The 24,801-nt window shown below is 61.9% G+C and carries 29 protein-coding genes, 2 tRNA genes and 2 pseudogenes; 14 read left to right on the forward strand and 19 right to left on the reverse strand.

Annotated elements, in window-relative coordinates; genetic code table 11:
* The first annotated feature begins 29 nt into the window (after positions 1–29).
* Positions 30–1,427: a phosphoglucosamine mutase gene (glmM, locus tag CWE17_RS07690; RefSeq protein WP_131455896.1), complete on the forward strand. Its 1,398-nt coding sequence runs from the start codon at positions 30–32 to the stop codon at positions 1,425–1,427.
* Here the strand turns inward: glmM and CWE17_RS07695 are convergent.
* From CWE17_RS07695 to CWE17_RS07710, 4 genes are read right to left on the reverse strand one after another with little or no spacing between them, the layout of a single operon-like run.
* Positions 1,414–2,385 carry a BadF/BadG/BcrA/BcrD ATPase family protein gene (locus CWE17_RS07695; RefSeq protein ID WP_131455898.1) on the reverse strand — a complete coding sequence of 324 codons (972 nt, stop codon included), beginning with the start codon at positions 2,383–2,385 and terminating at the stop codon, positions 1,414–1,416. The two genes, glmM and CWE17_RS07695, sit on opposite strands and share 14 nt — an antisense overlap.
* The gene (locus CWE17_RS07700) at positions 2,382–3,692 is read right to left on the reverse strand and encodes an IctB family putative bicarbonate transporter (protein ID WP_131455900.1); all 1,311 of its coding nucleotides are present in this window, start codon (positions 3,690–3,692) and stop codon (positions 2,382–2,384) included. Before CWE17_RS07700 ends, CWE17_RS07695 begins: the two co-directional genes overlap by 4 nt.
* Positions 3,685–4,401 carry a tRNA (guanosine(46)-N7)-methyltransferase TrmB gene (trmB, locus tag CWE17_RS07705; protein WP_131455902.1) on the reverse strand — a complete coding sequence of 239 codons (717 nt, stop codon included), beginning with the start codon at positions 4,399–4,401 and terminating at the stop codon, positions 3,685–3,687. The genes CWE17_RS07700 and trmB overlap by 8 nt, the downstream gene beginning before the upstream one ends.
* Complete coding sequence (locus CWE17_RS07710) at positions 4,401–5,663, reverse strand: FIST N-terminal domain-containing protein (protein ID WP_131455904.1); 1,263 nt, start codon at positions 5,661–5,663, stop codon at positions 4,401–4,403. The genes trmB and CWE17_RS07710 overlap by 1 nt, the downstream gene beginning before the upstream one ends.
* 70 nt (positions 5,664–5,733) lie before the next feature.
* On the opposite strand from CWE17_RS07710, the gene CWE17_RS07715 reads away from it, so the two are divergent.
* Positions 5,734–6,345 (forward strand): DUF3177 family protein, encoded by a 612-nt coding sequence (locus CWE17_RS07715; RefSeq protein WP_131455906.1) that lies wholly within the window; start codon positions 5,734–5,736, stop codon positions 6,343–6,345.
* A complete protein-coding gene (locus CWE17_RS07720) occupies positions 6,335–6,643 on the forward strand; it encodes a hypothetical protein (protein ID WP_131455908.1) in 309 nt (102 codons plus the stop codon). Before CWE17_RS07715 ends, CWE17_RS07720 begins: the two co-directional genes overlap by 11 nt.
* Positions 6,644–6,670: 27 nt before the next feature.
* On the opposite strand, the gene ileS is transcribed toward CWE17_RS07720, so the two are convergent.
* Both ileS and CWE17_RS07730 read right to left on the reverse strand, forming a co-directional pair.
* Positions 6,671–9,577: an isoleucine--tRNA ligase gene (ileS, locus tag CWE17_RS07725; protein ID WP_131455910.1), complete on the reverse strand. Its 2,907-nt coding sequence runs from the start codon at positions 9,575–9,577 to the stop codon at positions 6,671–6,673.
* Positions 9,578–9,599: 22 nt separating this feature from the next.
* The gene (locus tag CWE17_RS07730; protein WP_131455912.1) at positions 9,600–10,178 is read right to left on the reverse strand and encodes a Ycf66 family protein; all 579 of its coding nucleotides are present in this window, start codon (positions 10,176–10,178) and stop codon (positions 9,600–9,602) included.
* 55 nt (positions 10,179–10,233) lie between these two features.
* Between CWE17_RS07730 and CWE17_RS07735 the strand changes: the two genes are divergently transcribed.
* Positions 10,234–10,315, forward strand: a tRNA-Leu gene (locus tag CWE17_RS07735).
* Positions 10,316–10,373: 58 nt separating this feature from the next.
* Positions 10,374–11,393, forward strand: a complete 1,020-nt coding sequence (gene crtR / locus CWE17_RS07740) for a beta-carotene hydroxylase (RefSeq protein WP_206338368.1) — start codon at positions 10,374–10,376, stop codon at positions 11,391–11,393.
* 53 nt (positions 11,394–11,446) lie between these two features.
* Here crtR and gatC read toward each other — a convergent pair whose 3' ends face one another.
* From gatC to CWE17_RS07760, 5 genes are read right to left on the reverse strand one after another with little or no spacing between them, the layout of a single operon-like run.
* Entirely contained in the window at positions 11,447–11,740 is a 294-nt protein-coding gene (gatC, locus tag CWE17_RS07745) for an Asp-tRNA(Asn)/Glu-tRNA(Gln) amidotransferase subunit GatC (protein ID WP_131455914.1), read from the reverse strand.
* Complete coding sequence (locus CWE17_RS07750; RefSeq protein WP_131455916.1) at positions 11,737–12,525, reverse strand: creatininase family protein; 789 nt, start codon at positions 12,523–12,525, stop codon at positions 11,737–11,739. Before CWE17_RS07750 ends, gatC begins: the two co-directional genes overlap by 4 nt.
* A gap of 19 nt (positions 12,526–12,544) precedes the next feature.
* Entirely contained in the window at positions 12,545–12,688 is a 144-nt protein-coding gene (locus CWE17_RS12235; protein ID WP_164498747.1) for a hypothetical protein, read from the reverse strand.
* Between the two features lie 35 nt (positions 12,689–12,723).
* Positions 12,724–13,482 carry a queuosine precursor transporter gene (locus CWE17_RS07755; RefSeq protein ID WP_131455918.1) on the reverse strand — a complete coding sequence of 253 codons (759 nt, stop codon included), beginning with the start codon at positions 13,480–13,482 and terminating at the stop codon, positions 12,724–12,726.
* A gap of 3 nt (positions 13,483–13,485) precedes the next feature.
* A complete protein-coding gene (locus tag CWE17_RS07760) occupies positions 13,486–13,968 on the reverse strand; it encodes an HXXEE domain-containing protein (RefSeq protein WP_161971423.1) in 483 nt (160 codons plus the stop codon).
* Between the two features lie 65 nt (positions 13,969–14,033).
* Between CWE17_RS07760 and CWE17_RS07765 the strand changes: the two are divergent.
* From CWE17_RS07765 to CWE17_RS07780, 5 genes and pseudogenes are all read left to right on the forward strand, one after another.
* A pseudogene (locus tag CWE17_RS07765) lies at positions 14,034–14,297 on the forward strand (DNA-3-methyladenine glycosylase); the annotation flags it as partial.
* Between the two features lie 79 nt (positions 14,298–14,376).
* Positions 14,377–14,532, forward strand: coding sequence for a hypothetical protein (locus tag CWE17_RS12240; protein WP_164498748.1), 156 nt, complete (start codon positions 14,377–14,379; stop codon positions 14,530–14,532).
* Positions 14,533–14,573: 41 nt separating this feature from the next.
* Positions 14,574–14,852: pseudogene (locus tag CWE17_RS07770) on the forward strand (DNA-3-methyladenine glycosylase); the annotation flags it as partial.
* Between the two features lie 215 nt (positions 14,853–15,067).
* Positions 15,068–16,138 carry a site-specific integrase gene (locus CWE17_RS07775; RefSeq protein ID WP_240789311.1) on the forward strand — a complete coding sequence of 357 codons (1,071 nt, stop codon included), beginning with the start codon at positions 15,068–15,070 and terminating at the stop codon, positions 16,136–16,138.
* A 318-nt stretch (positions 16,139–16,456) separates the two neighbouring features.
* Positions 16,457–17,011 (forward strand): hypothetical protein, encoded by a 555-nt coding sequence (locus CWE17_RS07780; RefSeq protein WP_131455926.1) that lies wholly within the window; start codon positions 16,457–16,459, stop codon positions 17,009–17,011.
* Between the two features lie 646 nt (positions 17,012–17,657).
* Here the strand turns inward: CWE17_RS07780 and CWE17_RS07785 are convergent.
* Positions 17,658–18,365 carry a hypothetical protein gene (locus CWE17_RS07785; protein ID WP_131455928.1) on the reverse strand — a complete coding sequence of 236 codons (708 nt, stop codon included), beginning with the start codon at positions 18,363–18,365 and terminating at the stop codon, positions 17,658–17,660.
* Positions 18,366–18,427: 62 nt separating this feature from the next.
* Between CWE17_RS07785 and CWE17_RS07790 the strand changes: the two genes are divergently transcribed.
* Both CWE17_RS07790 and CWE17_RS07795 read left to right on the forward strand, forming a co-directional pair.
* A complete protein-coding gene (locus CWE17_RS07790; RefSeq protein ID WP_131456014.1) occupies positions 18,428–19,051 on the forward strand; it encodes a DNA-3-methyladenine glycosylase in 624 nt (207 codons plus the stop codon).
* Positions 19,048–20,106 (forward strand): aspartate carbamoyltransferase catalytic subunit, encoded by a 1,059-nt coding sequence (locus CWE17_RS07795; protein WP_131455930.1) that lies wholly within the window; start codon positions 19,048–19,050, stop codon positions 20,104–20,106. The genes CWE17_RS07790 and CWE17_RS07795 overlap by 4 nt, the downstream gene beginning before the upstream one ends.
* Here the strand turns inward: CWE17_RS07795 and CWE17_RS07800 are convergent.
* The 6 genes from CWE17_RS07800 to CWE17_RS07820 all read right to left on the reverse strand — a co-directional run bounded on the left by CWE17_RS07800 (position 20,049) and on the right by CWE17_RS07820 (position 22,868).
* Positions 20,049–21,560 carry an NAD(P)/FAD-dependent oxidoreductase gene (locus CWE17_RS07800; RefSeq protein ID WP_131455932.1) on the reverse strand — a complete coding sequence of 504 codons (1,512 nt, stop codon included), beginning with the start codon at positions 21,558–21,560 and terminating at the stop codon, positions 20,049–20,051. The genes CWE17_RS07795 and CWE17_RS07800 overlap by 58 nt on opposite strands.
* 64 nt (positions 21,561–21,624) lie before the next feature.
* Positions 21,625–21,966 carry a DUF565 domain-containing protein gene (locus CWE17_RS07805; RefSeq protein WP_131455934.1) on the reverse strand — a complete coding sequence of 114 codons (342 nt, stop codon included), beginning with the start codon at positions 21,964–21,966 and terminating at the stop codon, positions 21,625–21,627.
* A 234-nt stretch (positions 21,967–22,200) separates the two neighbouring features.
* On the reverse strand, positions 22,201–22,401 hold the full coding sequence (locus CWE17_RS07810) for a hypothetical protein (protein ID WP_131455936.1): 201 nt from the start codon (positions 22,399–22,401) through the stop codon (positions 22,201–22,203).
* 56 nt (positions 22,402–22,457) lie between these two features.
* A complete protein-coding gene (locus CWE17_RS12245) occupies positions 22,458–22,616 on the reverse strand; it encodes a hypothetical protein (protein WP_164498749.1) in 159 nt (52 codons plus the stop codon).
* A complete protein-coding gene (locus CWE17_RS07815; protein ID WP_131455938.1) occupies positions 22,613–22,774 on the reverse strand; it encodes a PCP reductase family protein in 162 nt (53 codons plus the stop codon). The genes CWE17_RS12245 and CWE17_RS07815 overlap by 4 nt, the downstream gene beginning before the upstream one ends.
* 21 nt (positions 22,775–22,795) lie before the next feature.
* A tRNA-Ala gene (locus CWE17_RS07820) sits at positions 22,796–22,868 on the reverse strand.
* A 59-nt stretch (positions 22,869–22,927) separates the two neighbouring features.
* Between CWE17_RS07820 and CWE17_RS07825 the strand changes: the two genes are divergently transcribed.
* Positions 22,928–23,140 (forward strand): DUF2555 domain-containing protein, encoded by a 213-nt coding sequence (locus CWE17_RS07825; protein ID WP_131455940.1) that lies wholly within the window; start codon positions 22,928–22,930, stop codon positions 23,138–23,140.
* Positions 23,141–23,163: 23 nt separating this feature from the next.
* The gene (coaBC, locus tag CWE17_RS07830; protein ID WP_240789312.1) at positions 23,164–24,435 is read left to right on the forward strand and encodes a bifunctional phosphopantothenoylcysteine decarboxylase/phosphopantothenate--cysteine ligase CoaBC; all 1,272 of its coding nucleotides are present in this window, start codon (positions 23,164–23,166) and stop codon (positions 24,433–24,435) included.
* Here the strand turns inward: coaBC and CWE17_RS07835 are convergent.
* On the reverse strand, positions 24,408–24,725 hold the full coding sequence (locus CWE17_RS07835; RefSeq protein ID WP_370318289.1) for a hypothetical protein: 318 nt from the start codon (positions 24,723–24,725) through the stop codon (positions 24,408–24,410). The two genes, coaBC and CWE17_RS07835, sit on opposite strands and share 28 nt — an antisense overlap.
* Positions 24,726–24,801: the final 76 nt, after the last annotated feature.

Consider the following 24,801-nt stretch of genomic DNA (forward strand, 5'->3'; position numbering starts at 1 on the left):
CGTAATCTTGGTTGCCTTCCCTGGATCCCATGGACGAGATCGCGGTTCCGCCCTTGGGCACGCCACACCCTCCCTCCCAGGTCAGCTTCGGGACCGATGGTCTGAGGGGACGGGTTGGCTCCGCGATTACCCCTGCCCTGGCGCTGCAGGTGGGCTTCTGGTGTGGACGGGTGCTGCCGCAGTCTGGTCCAGTGCTGATCGGGATGGACTCCCGCAGCAGCGGAGCGATGGTGGTGGCCGCGCTCACCGCCGGGCTGACGGCCGCCGGTCGTGAGGTTTGGACCCTCGGACTCTGTGCCACCCCCGCCGTTCCCGGACTGATTCGCCGTTGCGGTGCCGCAGGCGGCCTGATGGTCTCGGCGAGCCATAACCCCCCGCACGACAACGGCATCAAGGTGTTTGGCGCCGATGGCAGCAAGCTGCGAGCGGAGTTGCAGCAGGCGATCGAAGCCGGACTGCGTGGTGAGCGGGATGCCGGGCCTGCCGATGGGCTGCTCAGTTGCGCAGCGGCGCACCATCGGCCGGAGTTGCTGGTTCAGTACCGGGACTCCTTGCTGGACAGTGTGGGCGGCCAGCGCTTGGACGGGGTGCCGATTGTGCTGGATCTCTGCTGGGGATCGGCGACCGCCTGCGCTGCGGATGTGTTTGCAGCCCTCGGCGCTGAGCTGACCGTGCTGCATGGTGAGCCGGATGGAGCACGGATCAATGTGAATTGCGGCTCCACGCACCTGGAGCCCCTGCGCCAGGCCGTGCTGCAGCAGGGGGCTGCCATGGGTTTTGCCTTTGATGGTGATGCTGACCGCATGCTTGCGGTGGATGGCAGAGGCCGAGTGGTCGATGGCGACCATGTGCTTTTTCTCTGGGGTGCCGCCCTGCAGGACGCCCAGGCCTTGCCGGAGCAGCGTTTGGTCGCCACCGTGATGTCCAATCTCGGGTTTGAACGGGCCTGGCAGGCGCGGGGTGGCGTGCTTGAACGCACGCCGGTGGGCGACCAGCACGTCCATGCCGCCATGGTCAGCACGGGCGCGGCCCTCGGCGGAGAGCAGTCGGGCCACATCCTTTCCGCGGCCCATGGCCTGGCCGGTGATGGGGTGCTGACCGCTTTACAGCTCGCCAGTCTTTGTCAGGCCCGGCAGCTGACCCTGGCTGATTGGTTCGATCAGAGCTTCCAGGCCTATCCGCAGAAGCTGGTGAACGTGCGCGTTCCTGACCGAACGCGCCGCAAAGGTTGGGCCGACTGTGCACCGCTTCAGGCTCTGGTGCTTGAGGCTGAGGCGGCCATGGCCGATCAGGGCCGGGTGCTTGTGCGGGCCAGCGGAACGGAGCCCCTGCTGCGGGTGATGGTTGAGGCAGCGGAGCAGGCTGTGGTGGAGCACTGGACGAGTCGCCTGGCTGAGGCGGCTGATCACCATCTCAACGCGGCCTGAGCAGCCCCTTCGCGAGGGCCAGTGCTCCGGTGCAGGCGTCGCCACCGCCCTGCTGCCAGTGCCAGCCCGGTAAGCGTTCGCCGAGAGCGTCCTCCACAAGGTCTCGCATCAGCGGTAGGTGACTGAGCACGCCGCCTCGGGGACTGATCGCAGGAGCCCTGAGCGCCAGGGTTGTGGCCACGGCCGTAACCGCTTCCGCCAGGGCCTGAGCCGAGTGCTGCACGATCCTGCGGGCGTCGTGATCCCCATGGCCGGCGGCCTCCACCACGAGCGGTGCCAGTTGGGCTAAAGCGGCCACGCTTCGCTCCGGTCGCACCACCAGGGCCTTGATCTCTGCCGCACTGTTGCAACCCAGGGCATCCCAGAGCCGATGACGCAAGGGGGCATCGGCCATGCGGCCATCGGCCATGCGCAGGCTCAGCTGCAGCCCTTGATGGCCAAGATCGAAGGCGCTGCCGCCTCCATCCAGCATCCAGCCCCAGCCACCACTGCGGGCCTCAACGCCTTGGTCATCCCTGCCGACGGCGATCATGCCGGTGCCACTGATCAGCACGATGCCTGGGCGATTCGGGAAGGCGCCGTGCAGGGCGGTGCGCTCATCACCGGTGGCCAGACAATGCTCCGCCGGCAGTCCAAGGGCTGCAGCCATCAGTGCTTGGGCTCGCCCCTGCAGGGCGGTTCCCTGCTCCAGGCCGCTGGCGCCGATCACCGCGGCGAGCGGCGCTGCCGTTGACGGCAGACCCGCCGCTGCCTTGGCGGCGGTCAGGCTGCTGTTGATGGCAGCGATGAAGCGGGCTTCACCGTGTTCAGCATCAAGGTGGCTGACACCAGACCCCTCGCCATCTCCAAGCGTTGGCTCGTCGATGCCGTCGCTGGGGTTGGTCGGGTCCCAGCGCAACAGCCGGCAGCGGCAGGTGGTTTGGCCTGCATCGAAGCCGGCCACAAACTGGGGACTCATCGGTCGCTGGGCTCCGCCGTCAGGGGCTGCGCCAGGGTCGCCAGACAGAACCAACCGATGATCTGCACCTCCGGTCGGAAGAAGATCGTGTCGGTGGCGCCCTGCACCAAAAGGCCGGCGATGGCCGCCAGGGCCGCCAGGCGGGGCAGGCTGAGGTTGCCGCGCTCCCGCAGTCCGATCAGGCCCTGCTGCAGGCTGCTCCAGGCCAGGCCAAGGCAGGCGATCAGGCCGGGAACACCGGTCTCAACCAGGATCTCGAGGGGCACCGAGTAGGCGCTCAGGGCATTGAATTTGGGTTGTTGGTAGAGGGGGTAGATGCTGTTGAAGGCGGCATTGCCAGGGCCAATGCCGATCCAGGGGCGGTCTTGGATCATGTCGACTGCGGCGAGCCAGACGTTGATCCGGAAGTTGTTGGAGCTGTCGCCACGGCCGGCCAGCAGGCTCACCACCCGGGTGCGGATTGGCTCGATCTGGGTGGCGGCGATGGCGATGGCCAGTCCGGCCAGCACGAGCAGGGCCAGGGGCAGCAGCCTGCGCCAGAGGGCAGGCCAGTCGCGGATCGCCCGCAGCAGCAGCACCAGCACGAACAGCCCAAGTGCAGCGAGCATGCCCAGCCAGCCACCGCGGCTGTAGCTGAACAGGGTGGCTGCGCTGCCCAGCAGGAGGCAGCAAGCGGCGAAGAGCCGCTGCCCCCAGCCGCGCCAGCGGATCAGGGCCACAGCGGCGATCGGCAGGATTGGCACCAGATAGCCAGCCAGCAGGTTGGGATTGCCCAAGGGGCCGTAGATGCGGATCGTTCCTTCGGCCACGGAATTGGGATCGGCCCAGCGGGCTAGTTCTTCGGTTGGGCCATAGAGCTGACGCAGGGCGATCACGCTGCTCACCAGTTCTCCGGCCAGCAGGGCAGCCACGAGTCGGTCCCACCAGGCCGGCTGGCTTGCCAGCAGCTGTCGCATCAGGGCGTACACGCCCAGATAGCTGAGCAGTTTGGCCAATCCTTTGGCGGCAGCCATCGGCACCGGTGAGAGACCCGTGGCCAGTACTGCGATGCCCAGGAAGAGCAGCAACCAGCCGCTGATGGTGCCGATCCGTCCGGAGGGGGTGCAGGCGGCCCAGAGCAGCCACAGCGCTCCGGCGCTCAGGACCACTAGGCCGAGGCCGGTTCTGCTGATCAGGGGTAGGCCCGCGAGCAGGGCGATCAGGATCAGACCCGCCCAGGTGCTCAGCCGTTGCCTGAGGGCATAGCTGCTGGGAAGCAGGCCCTGCCAGCGCAGGAGCAGAGGAGTCGGGGCCGCAGCCTCAGCCATCGGGGGTGCCTGGGGTGTCGTCTGCCGGATTATCGACCCGTTCCCAGGCGGTTTCGAGTGCCTCCCGCCCGGGCAGTGGGCGATCGTTGCGACGGAACAGTGCCCGGTAAACCGGCAGGTCCTGGGCGAGCACGTAGCGCTCCCGTTCGGTGGCGACGGGTAGGGGATTATCTCCGCGCCAGGGCCTTTCATCCTCTGGAGGCCTGGAGAAGACCCCGGACAGCTCCGTGAGCTGCACCATCGGTTCAATCACTTCGAGAACATCGCTCTGCAGGAACAACTCCCGGCCGGGGGCGAGGGCCGCGGCGATGGCAAGCAGCAGCGACGGTTGCAGCACCCGTCGCTTGCGATGGCGCTTTTTGAACCATGGGTCGGGGAACTGGATCGAGACCCGCTGCAGGCGGTCGCTCGCTAGTGCGCCAAGCCAGCCCTCCAGGCTGACGTTGGCGTTGCAGAAGAGGAAATGAAGGTTGCCCAGCTCCAGCTGTTGGCATTCGCGCTGGGCGGCGTCCACGAGGGGCCGTCGAATCTCCACGCCCAGATGATTCCAGTGCGGTTGCACGGCGGCGAGATCGAGCAGGAAGCGACCGCGGGCACAACCGATGTCGAGGTGAATCGGCTGCAGGGGATCGTTGAAGAGCTCGGTGGGACCAGGCAGCTCACGGGGCAGCTGGAAGAACCGGCTGAGGGGATTGACGTGCTGACGCATCAGACGTTGAGAGGGGCATGTCGCAGAAGCCCCCAGCAGGCGGTGTAGCCGTGGAGGTGGGTGCTGCCGCCGAGGGGACCGATCTCGCCGTTGCAGAAGGCGCCGGCGATGGGCAGATCGGCCATCACGCTGCGGGCGATCGAGACATCCCCGTCGGCGCAGCCAAAGAGCCCGCTGCCGCGGCCCAGGCAGGCGAAAAGTAGGCCCATGAGCGGAGCGCTCTCGCAGCGTTCGCGGGCCGCGCAGAGCAGCTGACTGGCCTCCTGGCGGGAGGCATTGGCTTCCCGCAGCTGAAACTGCACGTTTTGTCCGGGGCGCACCCGCTCCGCTACCGCAACAGCGCCGTTGCGGGGATCCACGCCGATCAGATTGCGCACCAGGAAGGCGCTGCCTGGCCCCGCGTCGTCTTGATGACCGACCACCCAGTCACGACGTTCGACACCAAGGAAGAGGGAATCCTTGGCCTGTTCCCGCTCCTCGTCGGAGAGACCGGCCAGCACCCGCTGTAGGCAGTCCACAGGGCTAGCACTGGTGTTGTTGGCACTGAGCTGCAGGAGCACATTGCGGTGCGACTGCTCAATGGCAAACACCGGCCCAATCGGCCGGCAGCCCTGGGCGACCACCGGTTCGAGGGTCCAATCACCACCGATGCCGAGCCCGATCGCTCCATTGCAAACCTGGTCACCGATCAGCAGGGAGCCGTGGGGAGCGTTGTGGGGCGCTGCGATGCCGCCGATGCAATCCGCCCCGGCATAGGCATAGTCGCGACCGCTGATGAGATCGTTGATGCCACTGCTGCCTGGATCCACCAGCAGCAGCATTGAGCGCGTGGTCGCGGGGTCGAGATCAAACCATTCCTGCCACCGCTCGGCGGGGCCATCGAGATCCGGCAGTGTCTCGGTGGTGACGGCAAAAGGCTTGAGGATTGCCCCCGGCAGGTTGAGCAGGGTCACGCTGAGGGCTGCACTGCGCTCAAGCTCTGAGGCCTGGCCACTTCGGTCTGTGCCGACGACTCCACCCCCGGTGCAGCCCAGCCAGTGTTCCGCCTTCAAACGCTCCCTCAGCAGCGGCAGCAGACGGGGGAGGTCACTGGCGAAATGACTGGACACAAAGACAAGCGCCAGATCAGCTGAAGCACTGCCCAGTTCATCCGCCACCTGTTTTACGGCCGCGTCCAGGGAGGTCTGGCTCGAGAGGGCCGTGCGGCATCGGGCCTGCGCAGCGGGCGAGCGGAACCAGTTGAGCGGCGAAAACGGCGTCATAAATCGGACCCTACCAACGGCGGCGGTCCTTGCGCCGGCGTCGATAATGGCGCCTTCCCGAACCTTCCTGGTGCCTGATCTTCCCTATCGCAGCCTGGTCTGGCTCACCTACAGGCTGGGGGCCACATTCGCCTTCGGTGTGCCGCTCCTGCTCCTGATCTGGGCGGCCGTGCGCCGGGAGGGGGCGATGGTTCGCCTGCTCACGATTTACTGGAAGGTGGCGAGCCTGATGGCGATCAGCCTGCTGCTGCTCACCGATCAACGGCCCCTCGGCTACATCGTTCTCTTCATCGCGCCGATTCTCATGTTGGTGTCGGTGTGGTTCTGGGTGGATCTGAATGAGGAGCTGGCGGATCTGCCCCCTTGGCGTCCGCTGCCGCTCACTGTGCGGGTCTGGCGCTGGGCCCTTAGTGGCTTCGCTGTGCTGGCGACACTGATGGCCGCCAGCAGTCTTCCTTGCAGTCGTGTTTTGGCGACTGCCGATTGCAAGGCATGGCTGGAGGCGCCCCAGGGGCTGCACCGGGTGGTGGAGCGATTGTTTGATTTCGTCTTCGGTGGGCAGTGGACTGAAGCAGTGGCCGCCTTCATTGGCTATGTGGTGCTGGTGGCTTACCTGGTGGGCTTGATCCAGTGGCTGCTGGTGCGGTTGCCGAAGCAGGGGCGGGTCGCTGGTGAGTTCTGAACTGCTGCAAACGCTGGAGACGATCAGCCGCGAGCGGTCGGATCGGGTCGTGCGTCTCAGGGGGATGGTGACGGCTGGTGATGGGGGGGCAGAGCCCCTGGAGGTTTTGATCTTTCGCGGTTTCAGCAGCTGCACGACGCATCCCACCGCCTTCGATCCCGATCAGAGCGTGCTGCCTGATGGAGCCTGCATCCAACACGCCGATCTCCTGCAAGGGCCCCTCAACCCCCTCCAGGAACAGCTGCTCCTGGAGGGGGTGCCTCCGGAAAGGCTGCTGGACCCTTTGGCCTGGGGTTGAGTGAAGGGTGCTGGAGCGACGGGCGAATTAGCGCCGTTCCAGCACGGCCACGCAGCGGCCGCAGAGGCTGGGGTGGGCACTGTGTTGGCCGATATCGCCCTCGTAATGCCAGCAGCGCTCGCATTTCTCGCCGCGGGCGCGGGCGACTTCGATCACAGCGAGGTCACTGTTGTCGCTGGCCAGCAGCTCTGCCCAGGGTTCACCCCCGAGTTGCAGCTGGGAGACCAGCAGCCAATCCCGCAATCCATCGACCTCCGGATCACCATGACTGGTCAGCCAGGACAGCGCTGACTGGAGCGTTTCGGAGCAGGCGTCGATTCGCACGGATGCCTCCAGGGAAGCCCCCAACTCCTGACGGCCGCGGCAACCCTCCAGCACCCGGTTCACAGCACCGCGCAGGTCGCGCAGCTGTTGCATCGGTGCTTGCAGGCTGTCATCGCGCCAGCTCTCTGGCACCACGGGCCAGCCACGACGGAAGACGGAGTCGTCCTTCACCGGATAGGGCAGGTTCTGCCAGATGTCTTCGGCCATGTGGCAGAGAACGGGCGCGATCGCTCCGGCGAGTCCTTCGATGATCAGAGCCATCACCGTCTGGCAGCTGCGCCGCCGCCTGTCGTTCGGTGCGCTGACGTAGAGCCTGTCCTTGGCGATGTCGAGGTAGAAGTTGGAGAGATCGGCAACGCAGTAGTTCTGCAGGATCTGGAAGAAGCGGAAGAACTCGTAGCGTTCGAAGGCTTCGCTGATCTCATCAAGCACCACGGCGGTGCGCTGGAGCATCCAGCGATCCAGGAGCGGTAGCTCCTCCACTGGCATGCCATCGCGGGCGGGATCGAAGTCGTGGAGGTTGCCAAGCAGATAGCGAGCGGTGTTGCGCACCTTGCGGTACACGTCGGCCAGTTGGCGCAAAATTCCGGCACCGATCGGCACGTCGGCGGAATAGTCGACTGAGCTCACCCAGAGGCGCAGCACGTCGGCGCCGTAGGGAGGTTCCTGTTTCTGGTTCTTTCCACCCTCGATGATCACCATCGGATCCACGACATTGCCGAGGGATTTGCTCATCTTGCGGCCCTTCTCGTCGAGGGCGAATCCGTGGGTGAGCACCGTCCGGTAAGGGGCATGGCCATTCACCGCCACGGAAGTGAGCAGGGAGCTTTGGAACCAGCCGCGGTGCTGATCCGATCCCTCGAGGTAGAGATCGGCCGGATAGCTAAGACCATCGCGCTGACTGGCAACGGCGGCCCAGCTGGAGCCGGAGTCAAACCACACATCCATCGTGTCGGTGCCCTTGCGCCATTGGTCAGCCTCGCCCTGATGGCTTGGGGGGAGTAGCTCGGATTCGTCTTTCTCCCACCAAACGTCGGCACCGTGTTCGGCGATCAGTGCCTGGATGTGCGCAATGGAGTCGGCGTTGAGCAGCACATCGCCACGACTGCGGTGATAAAAAACCGGGATTGGCACACCCCAGGTGCGCTGACGGGAGATGCACCAGTCACCCCGTTCCGCCACCATCGATTCGATCCGGTTGCGCCCGGAAGCCGGCAGCCATTCCACCGCGTCGATCGCGGCGAGGGCTTCGCTGCGGAATCCCTCCACCGAGGCGAACCATTGTTCGGTTGCGCGGAAGATTGTCGGCTTCTTGGTGCGCCAGTCGTAGGGATAGCGGTGGCCGTAGTTCTCCTGCAGCAGCAGCGCACCGGAGGCCTCGAGGGCTTCGAGGATTGCCGGGTTGGCGTCCTTGAGAACGTTCAGGCCCGCAAAGGGGCCTGCCTCCTCCGTCAGGTTGCCGGCTTCATCGACGGGGCACAGCACGGGCAGGCCGTGCTTGCGGCCAGTGTTGAAGTCATCAACGCCATGGCCAGGGGCCGTGTGCACAAGGCCTGTGCCCGATTCGGTGGTGATGTAGTCGCCACCGATGACCACCGGGCTCTGACGCTCGAGTAAGGGGTGGCGGTAGCTGAGACCCGCCAGCAGGGCGCCCTTGACGACCGCTTTGGCCTGAAGTGGGCGCTCGAGTTTGCTTGCCAGGGTTTCGCGTAATTCGGCTGCCACGATCAGCAGTCGGCCACTGCCGTCATCGGCTAGGCAGTACTCGAGCCGATCATTCACCGACACCGCCAGGTTGGCGGGCAGCGTCCAGGGCGTGGTGGTCCAGATCGCCACCTGCAGGGTGCTCTGCAGGCTGTCCCCATCAGCGGGTAGATCAACGCCCTGGTCCTGCAGTGCCGCACGAAGCTGCTGCGGTGCCTCAACAGCAGGGAACGCCATATAGACGCTCGGGCTGGTGTGACCGTCGGGATATTCCAGCTCAGCTTCCGCCAGGGCGGTGCGGGAGCTGGGGCTCCAGTGCACCGGCTTGAGGCCTCGATAGATGTGGCCCTTCAGAGCCATGCTGCCGAACACCTCGATCTGAGCGGCCTCGTACTCCTTCTGGAGGGTCAGATAGGGGTTGTCCCAGTCGGCCCAGATTCCCCAGCGCTTGAAGCCGGCCATCTGGCCATCCACCTGTTTGCGGGCGTAGGCGGCTGCTTTTTTGCGCAGTTTGAGGGGGGTCAGTGTCTGGCGCTGCTCCTGGTCCATCGCCTGAAGCACCTTGAGCTCGATCGGCAGGCCGTGGCAGTCCCAGCCGGGCACGAAACGCACTTGGCGGCCCTGCATCAGCCGGTGCTTGTTGATGATGTCCTTCAGCACCTTGTTGAGGGCATGGCCCATGTGCAGGGCCCCGTTGGCGTAGGGCGGCCCGTCGTGCAGGGTGAACACCGGGCCCGGATTGTTCAGTCCCAGCTCGAGATCGATGCCTCGCTCGCGCCAGAGGGCTTGAAGTTCCGGCTCGCGCTGGATGGCATTGGCACGCATCCCAAAACCAGTCTCCAGCAGGTTGAGGGTGTCCTTGTAGGACGGTCGCGCATCAGCGTCAGGGCGCGTCTGCTGGGTCACGGTGGCGCTGCAGCAACCGGAATTATCCGTCTTTGCTGGCACCTGCGGTGGATTGCGGCTCCGCTGTGGGTTCTGGATCGTCTTCAGCAGACTTCACTGGGGCTGATGAGGCTCCTGCATCGGCGTCCTCTGCCTGTGAAGCCGTGTCCGTCGTTGCGGCTGGCTCGGGTCTGACCCAGCGCTTGCCGCTGCGGTTGCTGCCTTCCGGGCGGTTGTCTGCCGGAGCAGCTGGTTTCAGGCTGGAGAGCGCAGTGCCGGCATTGCCGGCCAGGCGGGTGATCGCGGCGATCAGCTGCTGGAGGCTGGTGGTCCAGCGTTCGCGGGAGCCAAGCCGTTGCTGCTCCTCGGGGGTGAGTTGATTCCATCGGTTCTGGCCCACTTCCGTTCCCAGGCGGGCGATTAGCAGGGAGGCGCAGACCACGGCGAGCATCGGTGCGCCCCGTAGACGATCACTGCTGGTCACCAGGACCAGGCCAAGGAGCAGGACGACCGCTCCCCAAACCCCATCCCGGGGGCGACTCAGTTCGGTGGCCAGCAGGGGCAGCAGCAGCACCAGCAGGCCGAGGAGGAGGCAAAGGTCTCCAGTGAGAGAAGCAAGCATGTCGGAGAGTCGCCGCTTGGCTCCATTGTGGGTGGATGCCTAGAGTTCGTCCCTTGCCCATCTGGCGGAATTGGTAGACGCGCTGGTTTTAGGTACCAGTGGCTTCGGTCGTGGGGGTTCAAGTCCCCCGGTGGGCATCACGAGTCCTCTAGGGTTCAGAGGGTTCGAGGCAAGGTGAGAGGGCTGGGTCCACTGATGACACAAGTTGTGACTCCAGCTCCTTCTGCGGCATCGCCGACTCGCTTGGCTTCAGTGCCGAAAGAGTTTCTTGATCCTCCAGCCGCCTGGAATCCCACGGTTGCCCTGTTTTTGGGCGGTTATGCCTTGGCGGCGATCACGATCTGGGGTTGGTTTGTTGCTGGTTGGCCGCTGCCTGTGCTGCTGATCACAGGGTTTCTGGCTCTCCACCTTGAAGGCACCGTGGTGCACGACGCCTGCCATAAGGCGGCCCATCCGGTGCCTTGGATCAACCAGGCCATGGGCCATGGATCAGCCTTGCTGCTCGGTTTCAGTTTCCCTGTCTTCACTCGGGTGCACCTGCAGCATCACTCCCATGTGAACGATCCCAAGAATGACCCGGATCACATCGTGAGCACCTTCGGGCCGCTCTGGTTGATTGCTCCGAGATTCTTCTATCACGAGCTTTTCTTTTTTCAGAGGAAGCTCTGGAAGCGCTGGGAACTGATGCAGTGGGGTTTCGAGCGGGCCGTCTTCTTCACGATCATTGCGGCAGCGGTGAGCTTCGATTTCTTGCCCTTCATCTTCAACTGCTGGTTTGCTCCGGCGTTGATGGTGGGAGTGACCCTGGGGCTGTTTTTCGATTATTTGCCCCATCGGCCATTTCTCTCTCGCAACCGCTGGCAGAACGCCCGGGTGTATCCAGGGCGCACCATGAATTGGCTGATCATGGGTCAGAACTATCACCTGGTTCATCACCTCTGGCCGTCGATTCCCTGGTTTGAGTACAAACCGGCTTATGAGGCCACCAAGCCTCTTCTCGATGCGAAGCAATCACCCCAAAGGTTGGGTCTGTTTGAAACCCGTCGTGATTTCAATAACTTCCTCTACGACATCTTTCTGGGCGTGCGCAGCCACAAATCCCATGGCAGCAAGATGCGTCCCCTGGCTCGTCTGATGCCGACAGCACGCATGCGCCGGGGTTGGCTCAACCTTTTGCAGCGCACTGCCGTAACACCAGCACGTCGGCGTTACTGAGCTAACGCGCCAATGGCACGATTGCGTGTCATTGGCTGGTTTGGCTGGCCGGTTCAGTCCGCCAGGATTTTTGGCACCCGGAAGAAGTCGCCTTCTCGCAAGGGCGCTTGGTTCAGCAAGTCTTCGCGCACGTCGGTGGTCTCCACCCGATCGTCACGGGTGGCATTGACCACCTCCACCGCGCGCGTGGTGGGGGCAACCCCTTCGGTGTCCACCGCTTGCAGCTGGTCGACGTAATCGAGGATGCGCTCGAGCTGACCGGTGTAGGTGGCGATGGTCTCCTCGGGAAGCTCCAGCCGTGCAAGCTGGGCCACCTTGCGCACGTCATCGGCGGTGATCTTGCTCATGCGGCGGCCAGGAACGTCTCGAGATCATCGCGCAACGCCATCGCTGCCTTGCTGAGAAACTCAGCGCCGTGTTCTGGTTTGGCCAGATAGGGATCCGATCCCATGCGTCCATCCGGATGGCGGCGGCGGAAATCGGCTGGTCCATGGATGGCACCGCAAGGCGCCGGCTCCGGCAGGGGGCGTTGCTTTTGGATCAGGCAGTCGTGCAGGTGCAGGGTGAGGGCAATCTCGCTGGGGGTGGCGTGCTGGCCCTCCCGTTCGCCATAGAGCGCCCGAGCGTGCTGCATCACCGGGCCGGCCATAAACCAGTTCGCCAGACGGCAGCGAAGACGGGGAGCCACCGGCAGTCCTCGGCTGGCGGCGGTGCCGTAGGCCTGGGCGAAGGCAGCCTTGGCCGTGGCGATGTTGCCGCCGTGCCCATTCACCACAAAGATTCGCTCGAAGCCATGGGTGGCCAGGGAGAGCACCAGGTCGTGGAGCACCGCCAGCAGGGTGCTGGGCTGGAGGCTCATGGTGCCCGCAAAGCCCAGGTGATGTTCGGCCATCCCAAAGGCTTGGGCTGGCGTCACCAGAACGCCGCTGAGGCGGCCTAGCTCCAGGGCTACCGCTTCGGCTGTGAGTGCATCGGTGCCGATGGCGCCGGTGGGGCCATGCTGTTCGGTGGATCCCAGGGGGATGATCACCCCTCGGCATTGCTGCAGATAGCTCTCAACCTCAGGCCAGCTTTGGAGGGCTAGGCGAATGGCGTCAGTGCTGGCGACGGGACCGGGCAGGAGTGATGTCATCGCGCCAGTCTGAATGGCATCAGTGAGCGGTGCCGTTGCCGTCGTATTGATCGGTGTTGTAATAGCCGCCCCGGGTGCCGAAGTAGAGCGTTGCGAGCACGAACAGGCCACTGCCGAAGAGCAGCACGGTGCCCAGATTGAAACCGGAAAGAGCTGCGTCCATCAGACATCGTCCATCTCTTTAAAGCCTGGCAGGGATTAGGCGCTTGTCACGCTTCCAGTGCGCGCTTCGTCATCGAGATCGCAGCCGATTTCGCTCCCGCGCCTTGGTACGTCGAGCCATTGGCGCAGCCAGCCGGTGAGCCAGATGAAAGGCATGGTGTCGGCCAGTGCGGCAAGGGCTTTAAACAGATAGCCACTGGCAATGAACGCGCCGAGCTGAGGCAGCACCGGTTCGCCGGCGCGCACGGGCAGCACGTGGGCGCCGTAGTGGCTGATCAGGACGACCGCACTGGTGTCGACCAGCTGGCTGATCAGCGTGGAGCCGTTGTTGCGGAGCCAGAGTGCTTTGCCATTGGTGCGTTGTTTCCAAAAATGGAAGAGGCGCACATCCACGAACTGGGCCGTGAGATAGGCCGCCATGGAGGCCCCCACCGAGCCGAAGGCGAGGCGTTGAATTTCAAAGAAGGTGCCCTCCGGCGCACCGGCCAGTCCTGGCAGGAGGCCTCCCAGCCAGAGGATCAGCACCACCCAGCCATTGAGCAATAAGCCCACCCACACCACCTGGGAGGCGCGTTCCTCCCCCCAGAGCTCGCTGATCAGATCGGTGCAGAGAAACGTGATCGGGTACGGAAGGGCGCCAACGGCGACCACGATCGGCCAGGAGCCGATGTGCCCGAGTTCGAGAAACCGTGTGAGCCCAAGGATGTTGAGCATCCCGAGGGTGCCGAGGAACAGGCCTGCCAGCACCAGGAAGCAGAGGTCGCGGCGTTTCTGGAGGGTGGCGTTGATGGGCATGGGTTAGCCGAAGGCCAGCAAGGGTTTCAGTTTCAGCATCACCACCGGGAATGCCATGAGCAGCACGGACACCGGCATCGCAAGCAACAGCGCCCTGCGGTGATGGCGAAATGCGGTGATCACACACCAGCCTCCGAGCGGTAGAAACAGCACCAAGGCAGAGATCAGGCCGGGGGAATAGAGCCCGGTGCTGATGGTGGGAAGGATGTGGAAGCCCACCATGTTCACCAGCATCACCCCGGGGAGTAACAGCGAGGCGGCAGGGACGCTCCAGCCCAGGCTTCCGGCCAGCAGTCCCAGGGGCACAACGCCGAATCCGTTGGTGATAAAGAAGTCGCCCCAGGTCACCGGCAGCCCCAGCACCTCCACGGCCCAGGGTTGCCAGCCGAGGTCGTATTCCTCAATCACATGCAATCCGTAGGCCAGCAGACACAGCCAGAACACCGAACGTCCCAAGGGGGAGCTGGTTGAGAAGCGTTCGTTCATGGTTGAGCTGAGACAGGAGGGCGCGCTGGACAGCGTTAAAGGCATGATCGAGAGCCCTTGAGCATTTGTCCATCGCTTGCTCAGCCCTGACTTCAGCCTTCTTCTGCCGCCCTGCTCAGCTCGTCGCCCCCGACCTGATTGGCTGCAGGTTGGTGAAACGCCAAGAGAGTGGCGAGTTGCTTTGGGGCGTGATTGTGGAAACGGAGGCGTATTCCCAGGAGGAGCCTGCCTGCCACGGCTATCGGCGCAGGAGCCCTCAAAACGAAATGCTCTTTGGTGAGCCAGGGCGGTTTTATGTGTATGTGAGCTATGGCATCCACCACTGCGTGAAATGAGTCCTGACGCAGAAGATCCAAAGCTGGGCTTGAGATTTCTGAAGTAGTATTCGTTGGTTGATATTCAAGACTGATGCCTAAGAATCCTCTTCAGTCCGTGGTTCAAGGAGATCGCAATGCCTATTTCTGGATCAAGAAGAAGCTCAACCTGAGTGAATACCAGATGGGAGCCCTTGTCTGGTTCTCAGCTCTCATCCTCGGAATCGTGATTGGAGCCTGTCTCGGGTAGTGATAGTTCAGAGCTAACTAGAAAGACAATCATTTCAACCAATAGCCACCACGAACAACACCCAGCACCCCCCAGCGCTCCCCCAAGCCTTCTTCTGCCGCCCTGCTCAGCTCGTCGCCCCCGACCTCATCGGTTGCCTGCTGGTGAAACGCCAAGAGGACGGCAGCCTGCTCTGGGGCGTGATTGTGGAAACGGAGGCGTATTCGCAGGAGGAGCCTGCCTGCCACGGCTATCGGCGCAGGAGCCCTCAAAACGAAACGCTCTTTGGTGAGCCTGGGAGGTTTTATGTGTATGTGAGCTATGGCATCCACCACTGCGTGAAGCGAGCCGTGAAGCAGAAGACCCCAAGCTGGGCTTGATTTTTGAGTGGTCGCCCTGGGTCTCCCAGCCAACTGCCAAGCCACTCCCAGAAAAATCCCCGATTTTTTTTCTCCCAACGACGCCCCCAGCTACGAAGGGCTACAAGCCCAGTTGACTGGCTTGGCTGGGTCAGTGGTGCAGCCGTAGCCCTGGTGTCAGCAGCGGCGGCAGCACCTTGAAGAAACCACCCTCACTCCGCAACAACAACGGCAGCCTCCAGGTGCGGGTGCGGATTGATGGGAAAGATGCCTTCATCAACCGCCTGGGTCGCTGGGACGACCCTGTGGCAGTGGCTACAGCCCACGCAATCGCCGCCCAGATTTGGAGCGACTACCAGCAGGGCACCTTTGACCGCAGCCTGATGGCGTATCAGCCCCTCATCAACGGCAAGGAGGTGGGGGTGCTGGAGGCGTTGAGGGTGAGGGCAGAGACCAAGCGGCAGGCAGCAGCCATTCACGCCTACAGGGTGCTGCAGCGGTATGGAAAGCCCATCCGCACCAGAAGCGATGCAGAAGGCTTCCTGGCTTGGCTACGGGCAGAGGGCTTGAGCGACTGCACCATCGCTGGCTTGATGACCCACTACCGCCAGTGCTCGGGTGGAAACCGCCACCTGTTTTCCCACAAGCTCAAGTGGCAGCGGCGGTCAGTGCAAAGCGATGTGCTGAGCGTGGAAGATATCCAGGTGGTGCTGGCTGACCTGGAGAGCAACGAGCCCTGGTATTACCCGTTGTTTTTGCTGTGGCTCAGCACAGGGATGCGTAATGCAGAAATCAGGGGTTTGACCTGGGACTGCATCCGCTGGGAAGACGGCGAGGTGCTGGTCTGTAAGAGCCTGCGGCGTGATGGCTACTCATCAGGGCATCACAGCTGGGCGTCTACCAAGACAGGGAAGGAGAGGGTGGTGCCACTGACCGCACAGGTGCGGGAGGTGTTGAGACAGCACAAGGAGCAGATGGAGCAGCTGGCTATCTACGACCCTTATGGGCTGGTGTTTGTCGCCCCCACCAGCTACAGCAACATCTACGACCATCTGGTGGGTCGTGTATGGAAGCGGTCGCTTGAGCGTTGTGGATTGAAGCCCCGCCGTCTTTACGCCCAACGCCATAGTTTCCTGTCTCACGCATTGGCGATGGGAAACTCACCAGCTGACTTGGCAGCGGCAGCAGGTCATTCCACCAAGATGCTGCTGGATACTTATGCCAAACCCACAGGCAGATTGAAGATGCCGAGTTGGCAGACACCCTGAAGCCGTTAGCCAAAAAAGATGTTGCAATTCAAGCTATAAAAGTGGTTACATCACAGGGCTTTAGTGCGGTAAAGCATGAATAAAACTGGCTTGATCTAATCATCTCTTTTGTTGCCTTTGCCTGTAGGTGATGAAGTGTTAGTAAATCAACATATGCCGACCCTGTAAAAACTGCAACTCGCATAAATAATCATCCCCTGCAGTGCTTACTCGGTGGATTGAGAAGCAAAAGCTGCAAGTAACTAACAGAAGAGATTTCCTGGGTGCCAAGGAGTTGGTGTCAGTGTCTCAGCGTGGCAAGCGATAGGAAAAATACAAATGACATCAATAAAAACTCAAGACCAACAACAAGAGCGGCAACAGGCTCAAAGATTAAAACGGAATATCAAATACCTCATCCGTAATGAGCTCCAAAGCATCAACCCCTGGTGGCTCATCAGCTTTCACTACCGCGACCACCACAGCAAGGAAGATGAGTTACTCCAAGATGTTGCCGACCTCAAGCGGAAACTTCATCGCATCATCTACAAGAGCCGTGATAAGAGCATCAAGGGTGCTGGTGAATACTTCTACCCACGAATGCTGTTTTTCCACGAAACCAGCCACCAGGGCACAGGTCAATTTCATACGCACCTCATCACCGAAAAATTGCCAGCAAGCCTAAATAGTCAAGTTGGGATGGAAACCCTGTTTCATCAGCGATTGCCCCAGAAAGTCCAGGCGTTGTCTAAGTGGAAATCCATAGATATTCAACGCATTAATCCTGATGAGCCCGATTACAGACGCATCAGTAGCTATTTGGGAAAACAGACCAACTTGGAGCTGATTGCCCTTGATCCATTCAATAGTGACCTATCAACGAGAAAGAGATGAGACGAAACCAACTCACGATTACCTACCCCGAGGGAGAGGCTCAACAACTTCATCAGGCACTGCTCCTCCTGAAGACAAGCCGCTGCTTGAATATCTCAGCATTTTGCAGAGCAGCGATTGCGGAGAAGCTGGAGCGATTGGAGTCAGTTAAATGAAGAGCATCACCATTCGCCTGCCTGATGTGGAGGCAGCGATGCTGGTGGAGGTGCAGAGGTCAAATCCAGCCTATAGAGATCTCTCAAAGCTTCTGATTTCTTTGATCCGAAAAAGCTATCAACGAAAGTAGTCCTCCATTTGGCTCTCGAACTGAAGAAGTTTTTGATCCTCTTCTCTCTTTCTCTGTTCTTCTGCTGCACGTTGCTGTTGATATCTTTCACTGTTTCTCCTGGCTCTTTCTCTTGCCCTTTCTTGGTCTGCCTCGTGGTTGCGGATTAATCTATTGGCATCCTTCATGCAGGAGTTGTAAGCCTTCTGAAGGTCGTATTGGAATGTGCTCGAATTTATATGAGACCTGGCTCTTGCGTAGTCGCTGCAAAATGCATGTCTTATGGAGTACTCGTACCCATAGGCTGATCCAGCTACCGTTAGAGGAGAGACCGCTAATCCTCCTAGTAAAAGAATTCTTATCGGTCGTAGCATGTCTAATCTAGAATGCGAATCCTGGCGCTTTCTGTATGTAGCGGGGCTTTATTATGTACTTCACGGTCATCACAAGTAGTGGTGAGTCATAGCTCTCTCCGTATTCGTTCGTCAGCTTCATCTTGAATGGATATACACTCTTGTAAGTGAGGTTTTCGTCAAGTGTGTTGCAGGACAGCGAAAAGGCGCCTCGGTGATTTGTGTGAATGTCAATCTTGTTTCCTCTCCCGTCCAAGGCATGCCCGTAGTAGGGCGTGTAGTGATGCTTGTCAAAAACAATGGAAAGCTCAGTACCATCTGCGTTCTGGAATATGAATCTGTCGCTCTTCCTCGGGTATGAGCCCCTTCTCCATAGATCATAGCCTTTGATCGTGTATGAGGTTTGGGGTTTTATGTCTCTGGCTAAAAATGTTTTAGTTACTGAATTTAAGTTGCCGATATTCCCCTTTGCTATGGCTATCCAGGCGTCAGAGTCTGCGAGAGGAAGGCTGAATGAACTGGCTCGGTACATATTTGTTTCCCATTTCCTAAGGTGCGCTGCGCCTCCTGGGCTCTCGGGGATGTTGTCTAATGGAAGTACTCTGTTGTCACTAGGGCAGGTCCAGTAGTTCCCTTTTTGCACCATTGAAGGTCCAGGCGAAGCAATAGCTCTTCCTGTGAAAATGAATATGAAGGAAGTGCTGGTGAGAAATATTTTTTGTAGTTTTGAATTCATTTTCTTTGTGTTGGCTCATCTCTACTTTAAATCCTAAAGCCATTCCCATAGCCATCCAGCCCATCACCAAGTATTTCCCAGCCCTGCCCCAGACCTTCTTCGCCCGCCCCGCCGAGCTAGTCGCCCCCGACCTGATTGGTTGCCTGCTGGTGAAACGCCAAGAGAGTGGCGAGTTGCTGTGGGGCGTGATTGTGGAAACGGAGGCGTATTCGCAGGAGGAGCCTGCCTGCCACGGCTATCGGCGCAGGAGCCCTCAAAACGAAACGCTCTTTGGTGAGCCTGGGAGGTTTTATGTGTATGTGAGCTATGGCATCCACCACTGCGTGAATGTGGTGACCGATCGGGCGGACTGGGCCAATGGTGTGTTGCTTAGGGCCGTGGCACTGCCTGGTGAGCCTGAGCGCGTGTCAGCGGGGCCTGGGCTACTGGCCCGTCGCTTCGGGATCGACCGCCGCCATGACAGCAGCTCCGTCTGTGGGGAGAATGACGTGTGGTTGGCGACCCGGCCTTCCGTTCTCGGTCATCCTGAGCTTGTGAGCACCACACGGATCGGCATTACCCAGGGGCAGGATCTGCCCTGGCGCTGGTACCTCAGGGGCAGCCGCAGCATCAGCCGTCGCGCCTCTGGTGATCGCATGCCCGGGAAGGCGCAGGCCTGGAGCCCCGACGGGCTGGAGTCTCCATGAGTCGCTGGACCCATCGCCACATCCTCGATCTTGCGGCCTTCTCACGGGAGGACTACGCCGCTGTCCTTGAGCTTGCCCATCGGTTCCGGTCCATGCCGGTCACCGGTGCCCGCAAGCTCCCTGCCCTGCAGGGACGCCTCGTGGCGACCCTGTTCTTTGAGCCCAGCACCCGCACGCGCAGCAGTTTCGAGCTGGCGGCTAGGCGTCTGTCTGCCGATGTGTCGAGTTTCTCGCCGGGCAGCAGTTCTCTGAGTAAAGGGGAATCACTGCTCGACACGGCCCGCACCTACGTGGCCATGGGCGCGGATGTGCTCGTGGTGCGCCATCAGTGCACCAGTGTTCCTCAGCAGCTGGCGGAGGCGTTAGAGGCCTCTGGTGAGCGCACGGTGGTTCTCAATGGTGGTGATGGACTCCATAGCCACCCCAGCCAGGGACTGCTGGACCTTTACACCCTGGCCCATCATTTCGATCCTCTGCACCCACTGCCTGAGGCGTTGCGGGGTAAACGGATCTTGATCGTGGGCGACATCCTGCATTCGCGGGTGGCCCGCTCCAACCTCTGGGCCCTCACCGCCTGCGGTGCTGATGTGGTGCTCTGCGGCCCCCCCAGTCTTCTGCCGTCCGCTTTTGCCAGCTTCGTGGATGCGCCACCACCTGGACAGTCTGTGGACCCGGTGCCCGATCGCGGTTCCGTGACCGTGAGCCATCGGCTCGATGAGGCCTTGCCTGGTGCCGACGCCGTGATGACCCTGCGCCTGCAGAAAGAGCGCATGAGCCAGCACCTGCTCACCGATCTGGATCGCTATCACCGCGACTATGGCCTGAGCCATGCCCGGCTCGAGCGGTGTGGCAAGCCAGTGCCGGTGCTCCACCCCGGCCCGGTGAACCGCGGGGTGGAGATGACCGGGGCCCTGCTCGATGACACTGGCCGAAACAGTGGCCGTTGTCTGGTGGAGGAGCAGGTGCGTCATGGCATCCCGATCCGGATGGCACTGCTCTATTTGATGGCAGCTGCAGAGTCGTCTGCTGATTCGGCACTGGCCTCGGTGGGTTGATGGCCCTGGCCTGACATCTGATTGGAGTAATACTCCATGGCTGCTTGCAGAGCCGCATCCGGTGAGGCGATCGAGGGGCCGCTGCCGCTCTTCATCGGGAATGGCGCGTCGGGTGCATCAAGACCCATGTGCTGGCTGGGCATGCCAGTGAGCAGCATGGAGGCCCGGGCCTGGGAGACCACGGCGAAGATCCACTTCAGCAGGAGGGAGAGACGATTTTCCCGATCGGGCATGAAGGCCAGGTGGGCAGCAGCCCAGAGCAGCCAGCCGATGCCGCCTGAGAATTTGAAGCCGCGCAAATCGGCGACGGCATCCACTCGATCGAGCACGGCCATGCTGCCGAAGTCGAACCAGCTGAAATTTGGACGATTGGTTCCGGCGATGATCGCTGCAATGTCCTTGCCCACGAAGCCCCCCGCTTGTGTGGCCGGGCCGGCCATGCCCGGGAGTGGGTTGCCGTCGCGGGTGTGCTTGTAGCAGCAGAGATCACCCACGACGCGGATCTCGGGGTGCCCTTTCACGGAGAAGTCGGGTTCCACGATCACCCTGCCACCACGGTCCAGTTCACACTCGATCGAGTCGGCCAGCTTGCGCCCCAGGTGGGAGGGGCGAACACCGGCGGTCCAGATCACGGTGGCGGCCTGGAGGCGTCGATCGCCATTGGGGGTGCCAACCGTCACTTCGCCTGGTTGCATCGTCTGCACCCGACCTTTGAACAGCATCTCCACACCAAGACCCTCCAGAGTCTTCTGGGCTCGCTCCGACAGCAGTTCAGGCATGGCCCGCAACAGTCGCTCCCCGGGATCGACGAGCACGATCCTGGTTTTGGCTGGGTCCAGCTGTCTGAATTCCCGGCGCATGGCGTTACGCATCAACTCGGAAACCGCGCCGGCCATCTCACATCCGGTGGGGCCACCACCCACAATCACAACGGTTTGAAGGAACTGACGGGCCTGAGGGTCAGGCGTCTGCTCGGCCTGCTCCATGGCCATCAGCAACCGGCGGCGAATCTCCTCGGCGTGCTCGAGGATCTTCATCGGCGGCGCGAAGGTGCGCCAGTCTTCATGGCCGAAGAAGGTGCTGCCGGAGCCGGTGGCCAACACCAGGTGGTCGTAGCTGTAGGCCTTGCCGTTGAAGACGATCTGCTTGCCTTCTGGATTGATCTGGGTGACTTCCCCCAAGAGCACCTGCACATTGCGCTGGCGGCCGACCAGTTGGCGCAGGGGGGTAGCCACATCCCCGCGGGAGACCAGTCCGGTTGCCACCTGGTACAGGAGTGGTTGAAACAGGTTGAAGTTGCGCTTGTCGATCAGGGTGATGCGCACGTCTGCATTGGCCAGGGCTTTGCAGGCGCGCACTCCGGCAAAGCCACCGCCCACGATCACCACATGGGGGGCATGGCGAAGTCGCTCCTCAGGTGGTTCGAGCTCCAGAAAGAAATGGTCTCCAGCCATGGGACAAGACGCAGTAGGGCTTTCCCGAAGGGTATGGATAACCCGGCGATTTGTCCGTGAGCCGTCAGAGCAGTTTGAAGCCTTCGAGAAGAAGGCCATACAAGAGCCCGAAGCGGCCCATGTCGAGGACTTGCAAGGCCAGGCCCCCTTGATTGAGGGGACGCCAGCTGCGCCGGAGCCTCACCATCAGTTCCAGCAGTGCCACCGTCACCAGGGCGGCGATTGGATCGAGCTGGCCGGTTGCGCCGGCGATGCTCGCCACTGAACTTCCGAAAAAAAAGCCACCCATCAAGACGATGGCCAGCAGAGAAGCGCGTCGCCAAGGATTGTCTGCCCAGGCCTCAAGACGGCTAGCCCACTCGCCCAAATTGCGCTGGAGCCTGGTGGATTGCAAACGCGCGGCCATGAGTCGACGGCTCGAACGTCAGAAAAAAGGAGGCAGGGGGTGAACCGAACGATCCCCATCACCCGGCCCGTAGCCCTGCCAATGCCTGTATACACCATTTCTGGTGATCGTGCCGTCTTCTGGCGCTACAGATGGGGTATTGCTATGAAAAAGCTCGGGCGAGCCCGAGCCGGGTGATGGGGTCTGGCGAAGGAAAGCTTGCCTAGGTCCCCTTGGCAAGGGGGGCTGAAGCAATCAGTCGGAATCAGCCTTGGCTTTGCGGGACCCTTTGCCTTCGAGTAACTCGAGAAGTGCTTCCATCTGGGCCATCACCCCGCGCACTTCACCTGCTTCGGGCAGCAGGCCATCTTCCATGACGCCCTGATGCATCTCACGAAGTTCCTGGCGGATGTAGCGCAGATGGCTCACCACCTGTTCGCGTTTCGACTGAGACATCGGTGCGTATACCCCTCAACCTCTCTTTTACCAAATCGTCATCCCAGGCTGGTCGCTCAGGGCTGTCGACGCCCTTCGCTCCACTGCCCAGCAAGGGCGATCAGCGCAAAGGTCAGAAGGGCGGAGGGCCTGGCAATCACGCTCAAGGTCACCAACGCACCCAAGCCCGTCAGCAACGGGGGGCGGGGGAGCGAGCTGGGCCAGGGGCTGCTCATGACTGGCCAAACCGGGCGCGGGCCTCGGCGTAGAAGGCGGCATCAATGCTGGATCGACCGCTCTCCTTGGCCATCGACTCAATGCGCTTGCGCACGGCTGGACGCACGAAGAACGGCACTTCTTTGAGAGCCTGCTCTGCGTCTGCGCTCCAGTCCACGTCTGGTCCTGTTGGTCTCAATGGAGAATAGGGGACTCGAACCCCTGACCTCTGCGGTGCGATCGCAGCGCTCTACCAGCTGAGCTAATTCCCCCCAGGCGAAAAACTAGCGTCTGAGCCCAGGCAGAATGGATGGGCGCGCCAGGCGGCCCAATGTCCAGTGCAGGTATCACGGAGGAACAGCTCGCCCGCTTTGATGAGGAGGGTGTTGCCGACCTGGCCAGGCGTCTGGAGGACGATGACTACGCCACCCCGTTTGCTGGTCTGGCTGACTGGCACCTGTTGCGGGCCCTCGCGATTCATCGCCCAGAGCTCACGTTTCCCTATGTGCATCTGATCGATCAGGAGCCTTTTGATGAGGACTAGTTCCCTTGGCTGGCACTGATGGCGTGACTTCCTCGCCTCTTCAGGGAAAGCGTCTTCTGGTCGCTGCCAGCGGAAGCATTGCAGCGGTGAAGACACCCCTGCTGGTGAGTGCCCTGGTTCGGGCCGGCGCCGAGGTGCGCTGCCTCATCACGCCCAGTGCCTCACGCCTCGTGAGCGCTACGGCGTTGGCCAGCCTCAGCCGCCATCGTTGCTATCAGGATGAAGACCAGTGGGACCCTGCAGAACCCAGGCCCCTCCATATCGCCCTGGCGGAATGGGCCGATCTTGTGATCGTTGCCCCCTTGAGTGCCACCAGCCTGGCCCGCTGGAGCCAGGGGCTGGCAGAGGGACTGCTGGCTGGGGTACTGATCGCAACGGAGCGTCCCGTGCTCGCGGCCGCGGCCATGAACACCGGCATGTGGAGGCATCCGGCCGTGCAGCGCAATTGGCAGGAGTTGCAGGCCCATCCCCGGGTGCTGGCTCTGGGTCCGGAATCCGGCCTGCTCGCCTGTGATCGGATCGGCGATGGGCGGATGGCGGACCCCGCGTTGATCGAGCTTGCGGCCTCCAGTGTTCTGGAACAACAGGCTGCCGGCGGGACGCTGTCTTTCGATTGGTCTGGCCGTCGGTTGCTGGTGTCAGCCGGCCCCACGCGGGAGCAGCTGGATCCAGCGCGGTTCATCAGTAATTGCAGCAGCGGTCGGATGGGCGTGCTGATCGCCCAGGCAGCTCGCCTGCGCGGAGCGGAGGTGACGCTTGTGCATGGCCCCCTCGATGTGCCGCACACCTGGCTGGAGGGGCTTGCCTGTCATCCAGTGACCAGTGCCCTCGCCATGGAGCAGGCCCTAGGGCAGCACTGGCCTTCGTCCGATGCCCTGGTGATGGCGGCCGCTGTTGCTGACTGGCGTCGACGCGGTGGCCCCTCCGGCGTCAAGCTGCCCAAGCAGCAGATGGTCGCCGATCTGTTGGCGGATCTAGAGCCAGTGCCAGATCTGCTCGCAGGGTTGATGCAAACCCGTCGCCCCGGCCAGGTGGCTCTGGGATTCGCCGCCCTCAGTGGTGAGTCATCGGCTCTGCTCGAGCAGGCCCGGAGCAAACGTCAAGCCAAAGGTTGTGATCTGCTGTTTGCCAATCCGGTGGACCGTCCCGGCCAGGGATTTGGTGCGGTCAACAATGGTGGCTGGCTGCTCTTGCCCAAGGATCGGGTGGAGGAGTTGCCGGTCACCAGCAAATTACGGCTGGCCCACCAGCTGCTGGACAGCCTGATTCAGGCTGCAATCGAGGCGGAATCCTGATCGAGGAGGGCGATGAAGGTCTTCAGCTGCAGGCGGGGGATGTAGGGCCAGCCGCCACTGCGCTCCAGGGTCTGAAGGAAGCTAAACAGCTTGTTGCGGTCTTCCGGAAGGCTGCTGCGGAAGGGGCCCTCCTGGATCGTGCGATGCAGAGCCTCGAGGCTGCGAAGGATTTCGAGCAGAGCCTCCGGATCGCCATTCTCTTCAGCGGCTAGGCCTTCCAGCGCCGACAGCAGGGGGCTGAGCCTCTCCTGCAGGTCTCCCTTCGTCATGGTTGGGTCGGTGCTGGACACGCGGTTCGCGACGGGTTGTTGAGAGCTGCAAAAGGCTAGCCGGTTCCAGGATTTAACCCCTGTAGGATCCGCCTGA

It is taken from the genome of Synechococcus sp. BS56D (assembly GCF_004332405.1).
Taxonomy (GTDB): Bacteria; Cyanobacteriota; Cyanobacteriia; order PCC-6307; family Cyanobiaceae; genus Synechococcus_C.

What these genes read in the sequence shown, in the direction of transcription:
- CWE17_RS12235 (WP_164498747.1), bottom strand. Translation starts at nt 12,688, where the DNA reads ATGGACGCAGCTCTTTCCGGTTTCAATCTGGGCACCGTGCTGCTCTTC.
- CWE17_RS07700 (WP_131455900.1), bottom strand. Translation starts at nt 3,692, where the DNA reads ATGGCTGAGGCTGCGGCCCCGACTCCTCTGCTCCTGCGCTGGCAGGGC.
- CWE17_RS07800 (WP_131455932.1), bottom strand. Translation starts at nt 21,560, where the DNA reads ATGGCTGGAGACCATTTCTTTCTGGAGCTCGAACCACCTGAGGAGCGA.
- CWE17_RS07805 (WP_131455934.1), bottom strand. Translation starts at nt 21,966, where the DNA reads ATGGCCGCGCGTTTGCAATCCACCAGGCTCCAGCGCAATTTGGGCGAG.
- CWE17_RS07825 (WP_131455940.1), top strand. Translation starts at nt 22,928, where the DNA reads ATGTCCAGTGCAGGTATCACGGAGGAACAGCTCGCCCGCTTTGATGAG.
- glmM (WP_131455896.1), top strand. Translation starts at nt 30, where the DNA reads ATGGACGAGATCGCGGTTCCGCCCTTGGGCACGCCACACCCTCCCTCC.
- trmB (WP_131455902.1), bottom strand. Translation starts at nt 4,401, where the DNA reads ATGCGTCAGCACGTCAATCCCCTCAGCCGGTTCTTCCAGCTGCCCCGT.
- crtR (WP_206338368.1), top strand. Translation starts at nt 10,374, where the DNA reads ATGACACAAGTTGTGACTCCAGCTCCTTCTGCGGCATCGCCGACTCGC.
- CWE17_RS07810 (WP_131455936.1), bottom strand. Translation starts at nt 22,401, where the DNA reads ATGTCTCAGTCGAAACGCGAACAGGTGGTGAGCCATCTGCGCTACATC.
- gatC (WP_131455914.1), bottom strand. Translation starts at nt 11,740, where the DNA reads ATGAGCAAGATCACCGCCGATGACGTGCGCAAGGTGGCCCAGCTTGCA.
- CWE17_RS07730 (WP_131455912.1), bottom strand. Translation starts at nt 10,178, where the DNA reads ATGCTTGCTTCTCTCACTGGAGACCTTTGCCTCCTCCTCGGCCTGCTG.
- CWE17_RS07795 (WP_131455930.1), top strand. Translation starts at nt 19,048, where the DNA reads ATGAGTCGCTGGACCCATCGCCACATCCTCGATCTTGCGGCCTTCTCA.
- CWE17_RS07760 (WP_161971423.1), bottom strand. Translation starts at nt 13,968, where the DNA reads ATGAACGAACGCTTCTCAACCAGCTCCCCCTTGGGACGTTCGGTGTTC.
- CWE17_RS07755 (WP_131455918.1), bottom strand. Translation starts at nt 13,482, where the DNA reads ATGCCCATCAACGCCACCCTCCAGAAACGCCGCGACCTCTGCTTCCTG.
- CWE17_RS07785 (WP_131455928.1), bottom strand. Translation starts at nt 18,365, where the DNA reads ATGAATTCAAAACTACAAAAAATATTTCTCACCAGCACTTCCTTCATA.
- CWE17_RS07695 (WP_131455898.1), bottom strand. Translation starts at nt 2,385, where the DNA reads ATGAGTCCCCAGTTTGTGGCCGGCTTCGATGCAGGCCAAACCACCTGC.
- CWE17_RS07780 (WP_131455926.1), top strand. Translation starts at nt 16,457, where the DNA reads ATGACATCAATAAAAACTCAAGACCAACAACAAGAGCGGCAACAGGCT.
- CWE17_RS07750 (WP_131455916.1), bottom strand. Translation starts at nt 12,525, where the DNA reads ATGACATCACTCCTGCCCGGTCCCGTCGCCAGCACTGACGCCATTCGC.
- CWE17_RS07710 (WP_131455904.1), bottom strand. Translation starts at nt 5,663, where the DNA reads ATGACGCCGTTTTCGCCGCTCAACTGGTTCCGCTCGCCCGCTGCGCAG.
- CWE17_RS12240 (WP_164498748.1), top strand. Translation starts at nt 14,377, where the DNA reads ATGCCTAAGAATCCTCTTCAGTCCGTGGTTCAAGGAGATCGCAATGCC.
- CWE17_RS12245 (WP_164498749.1), bottom strand. Translation starts at nt 22,616, where the DNA reads ATGAGCAGCCCCTGGCCCAGCTCGCTCCCCCGCCCCCCGTTGCTGACG.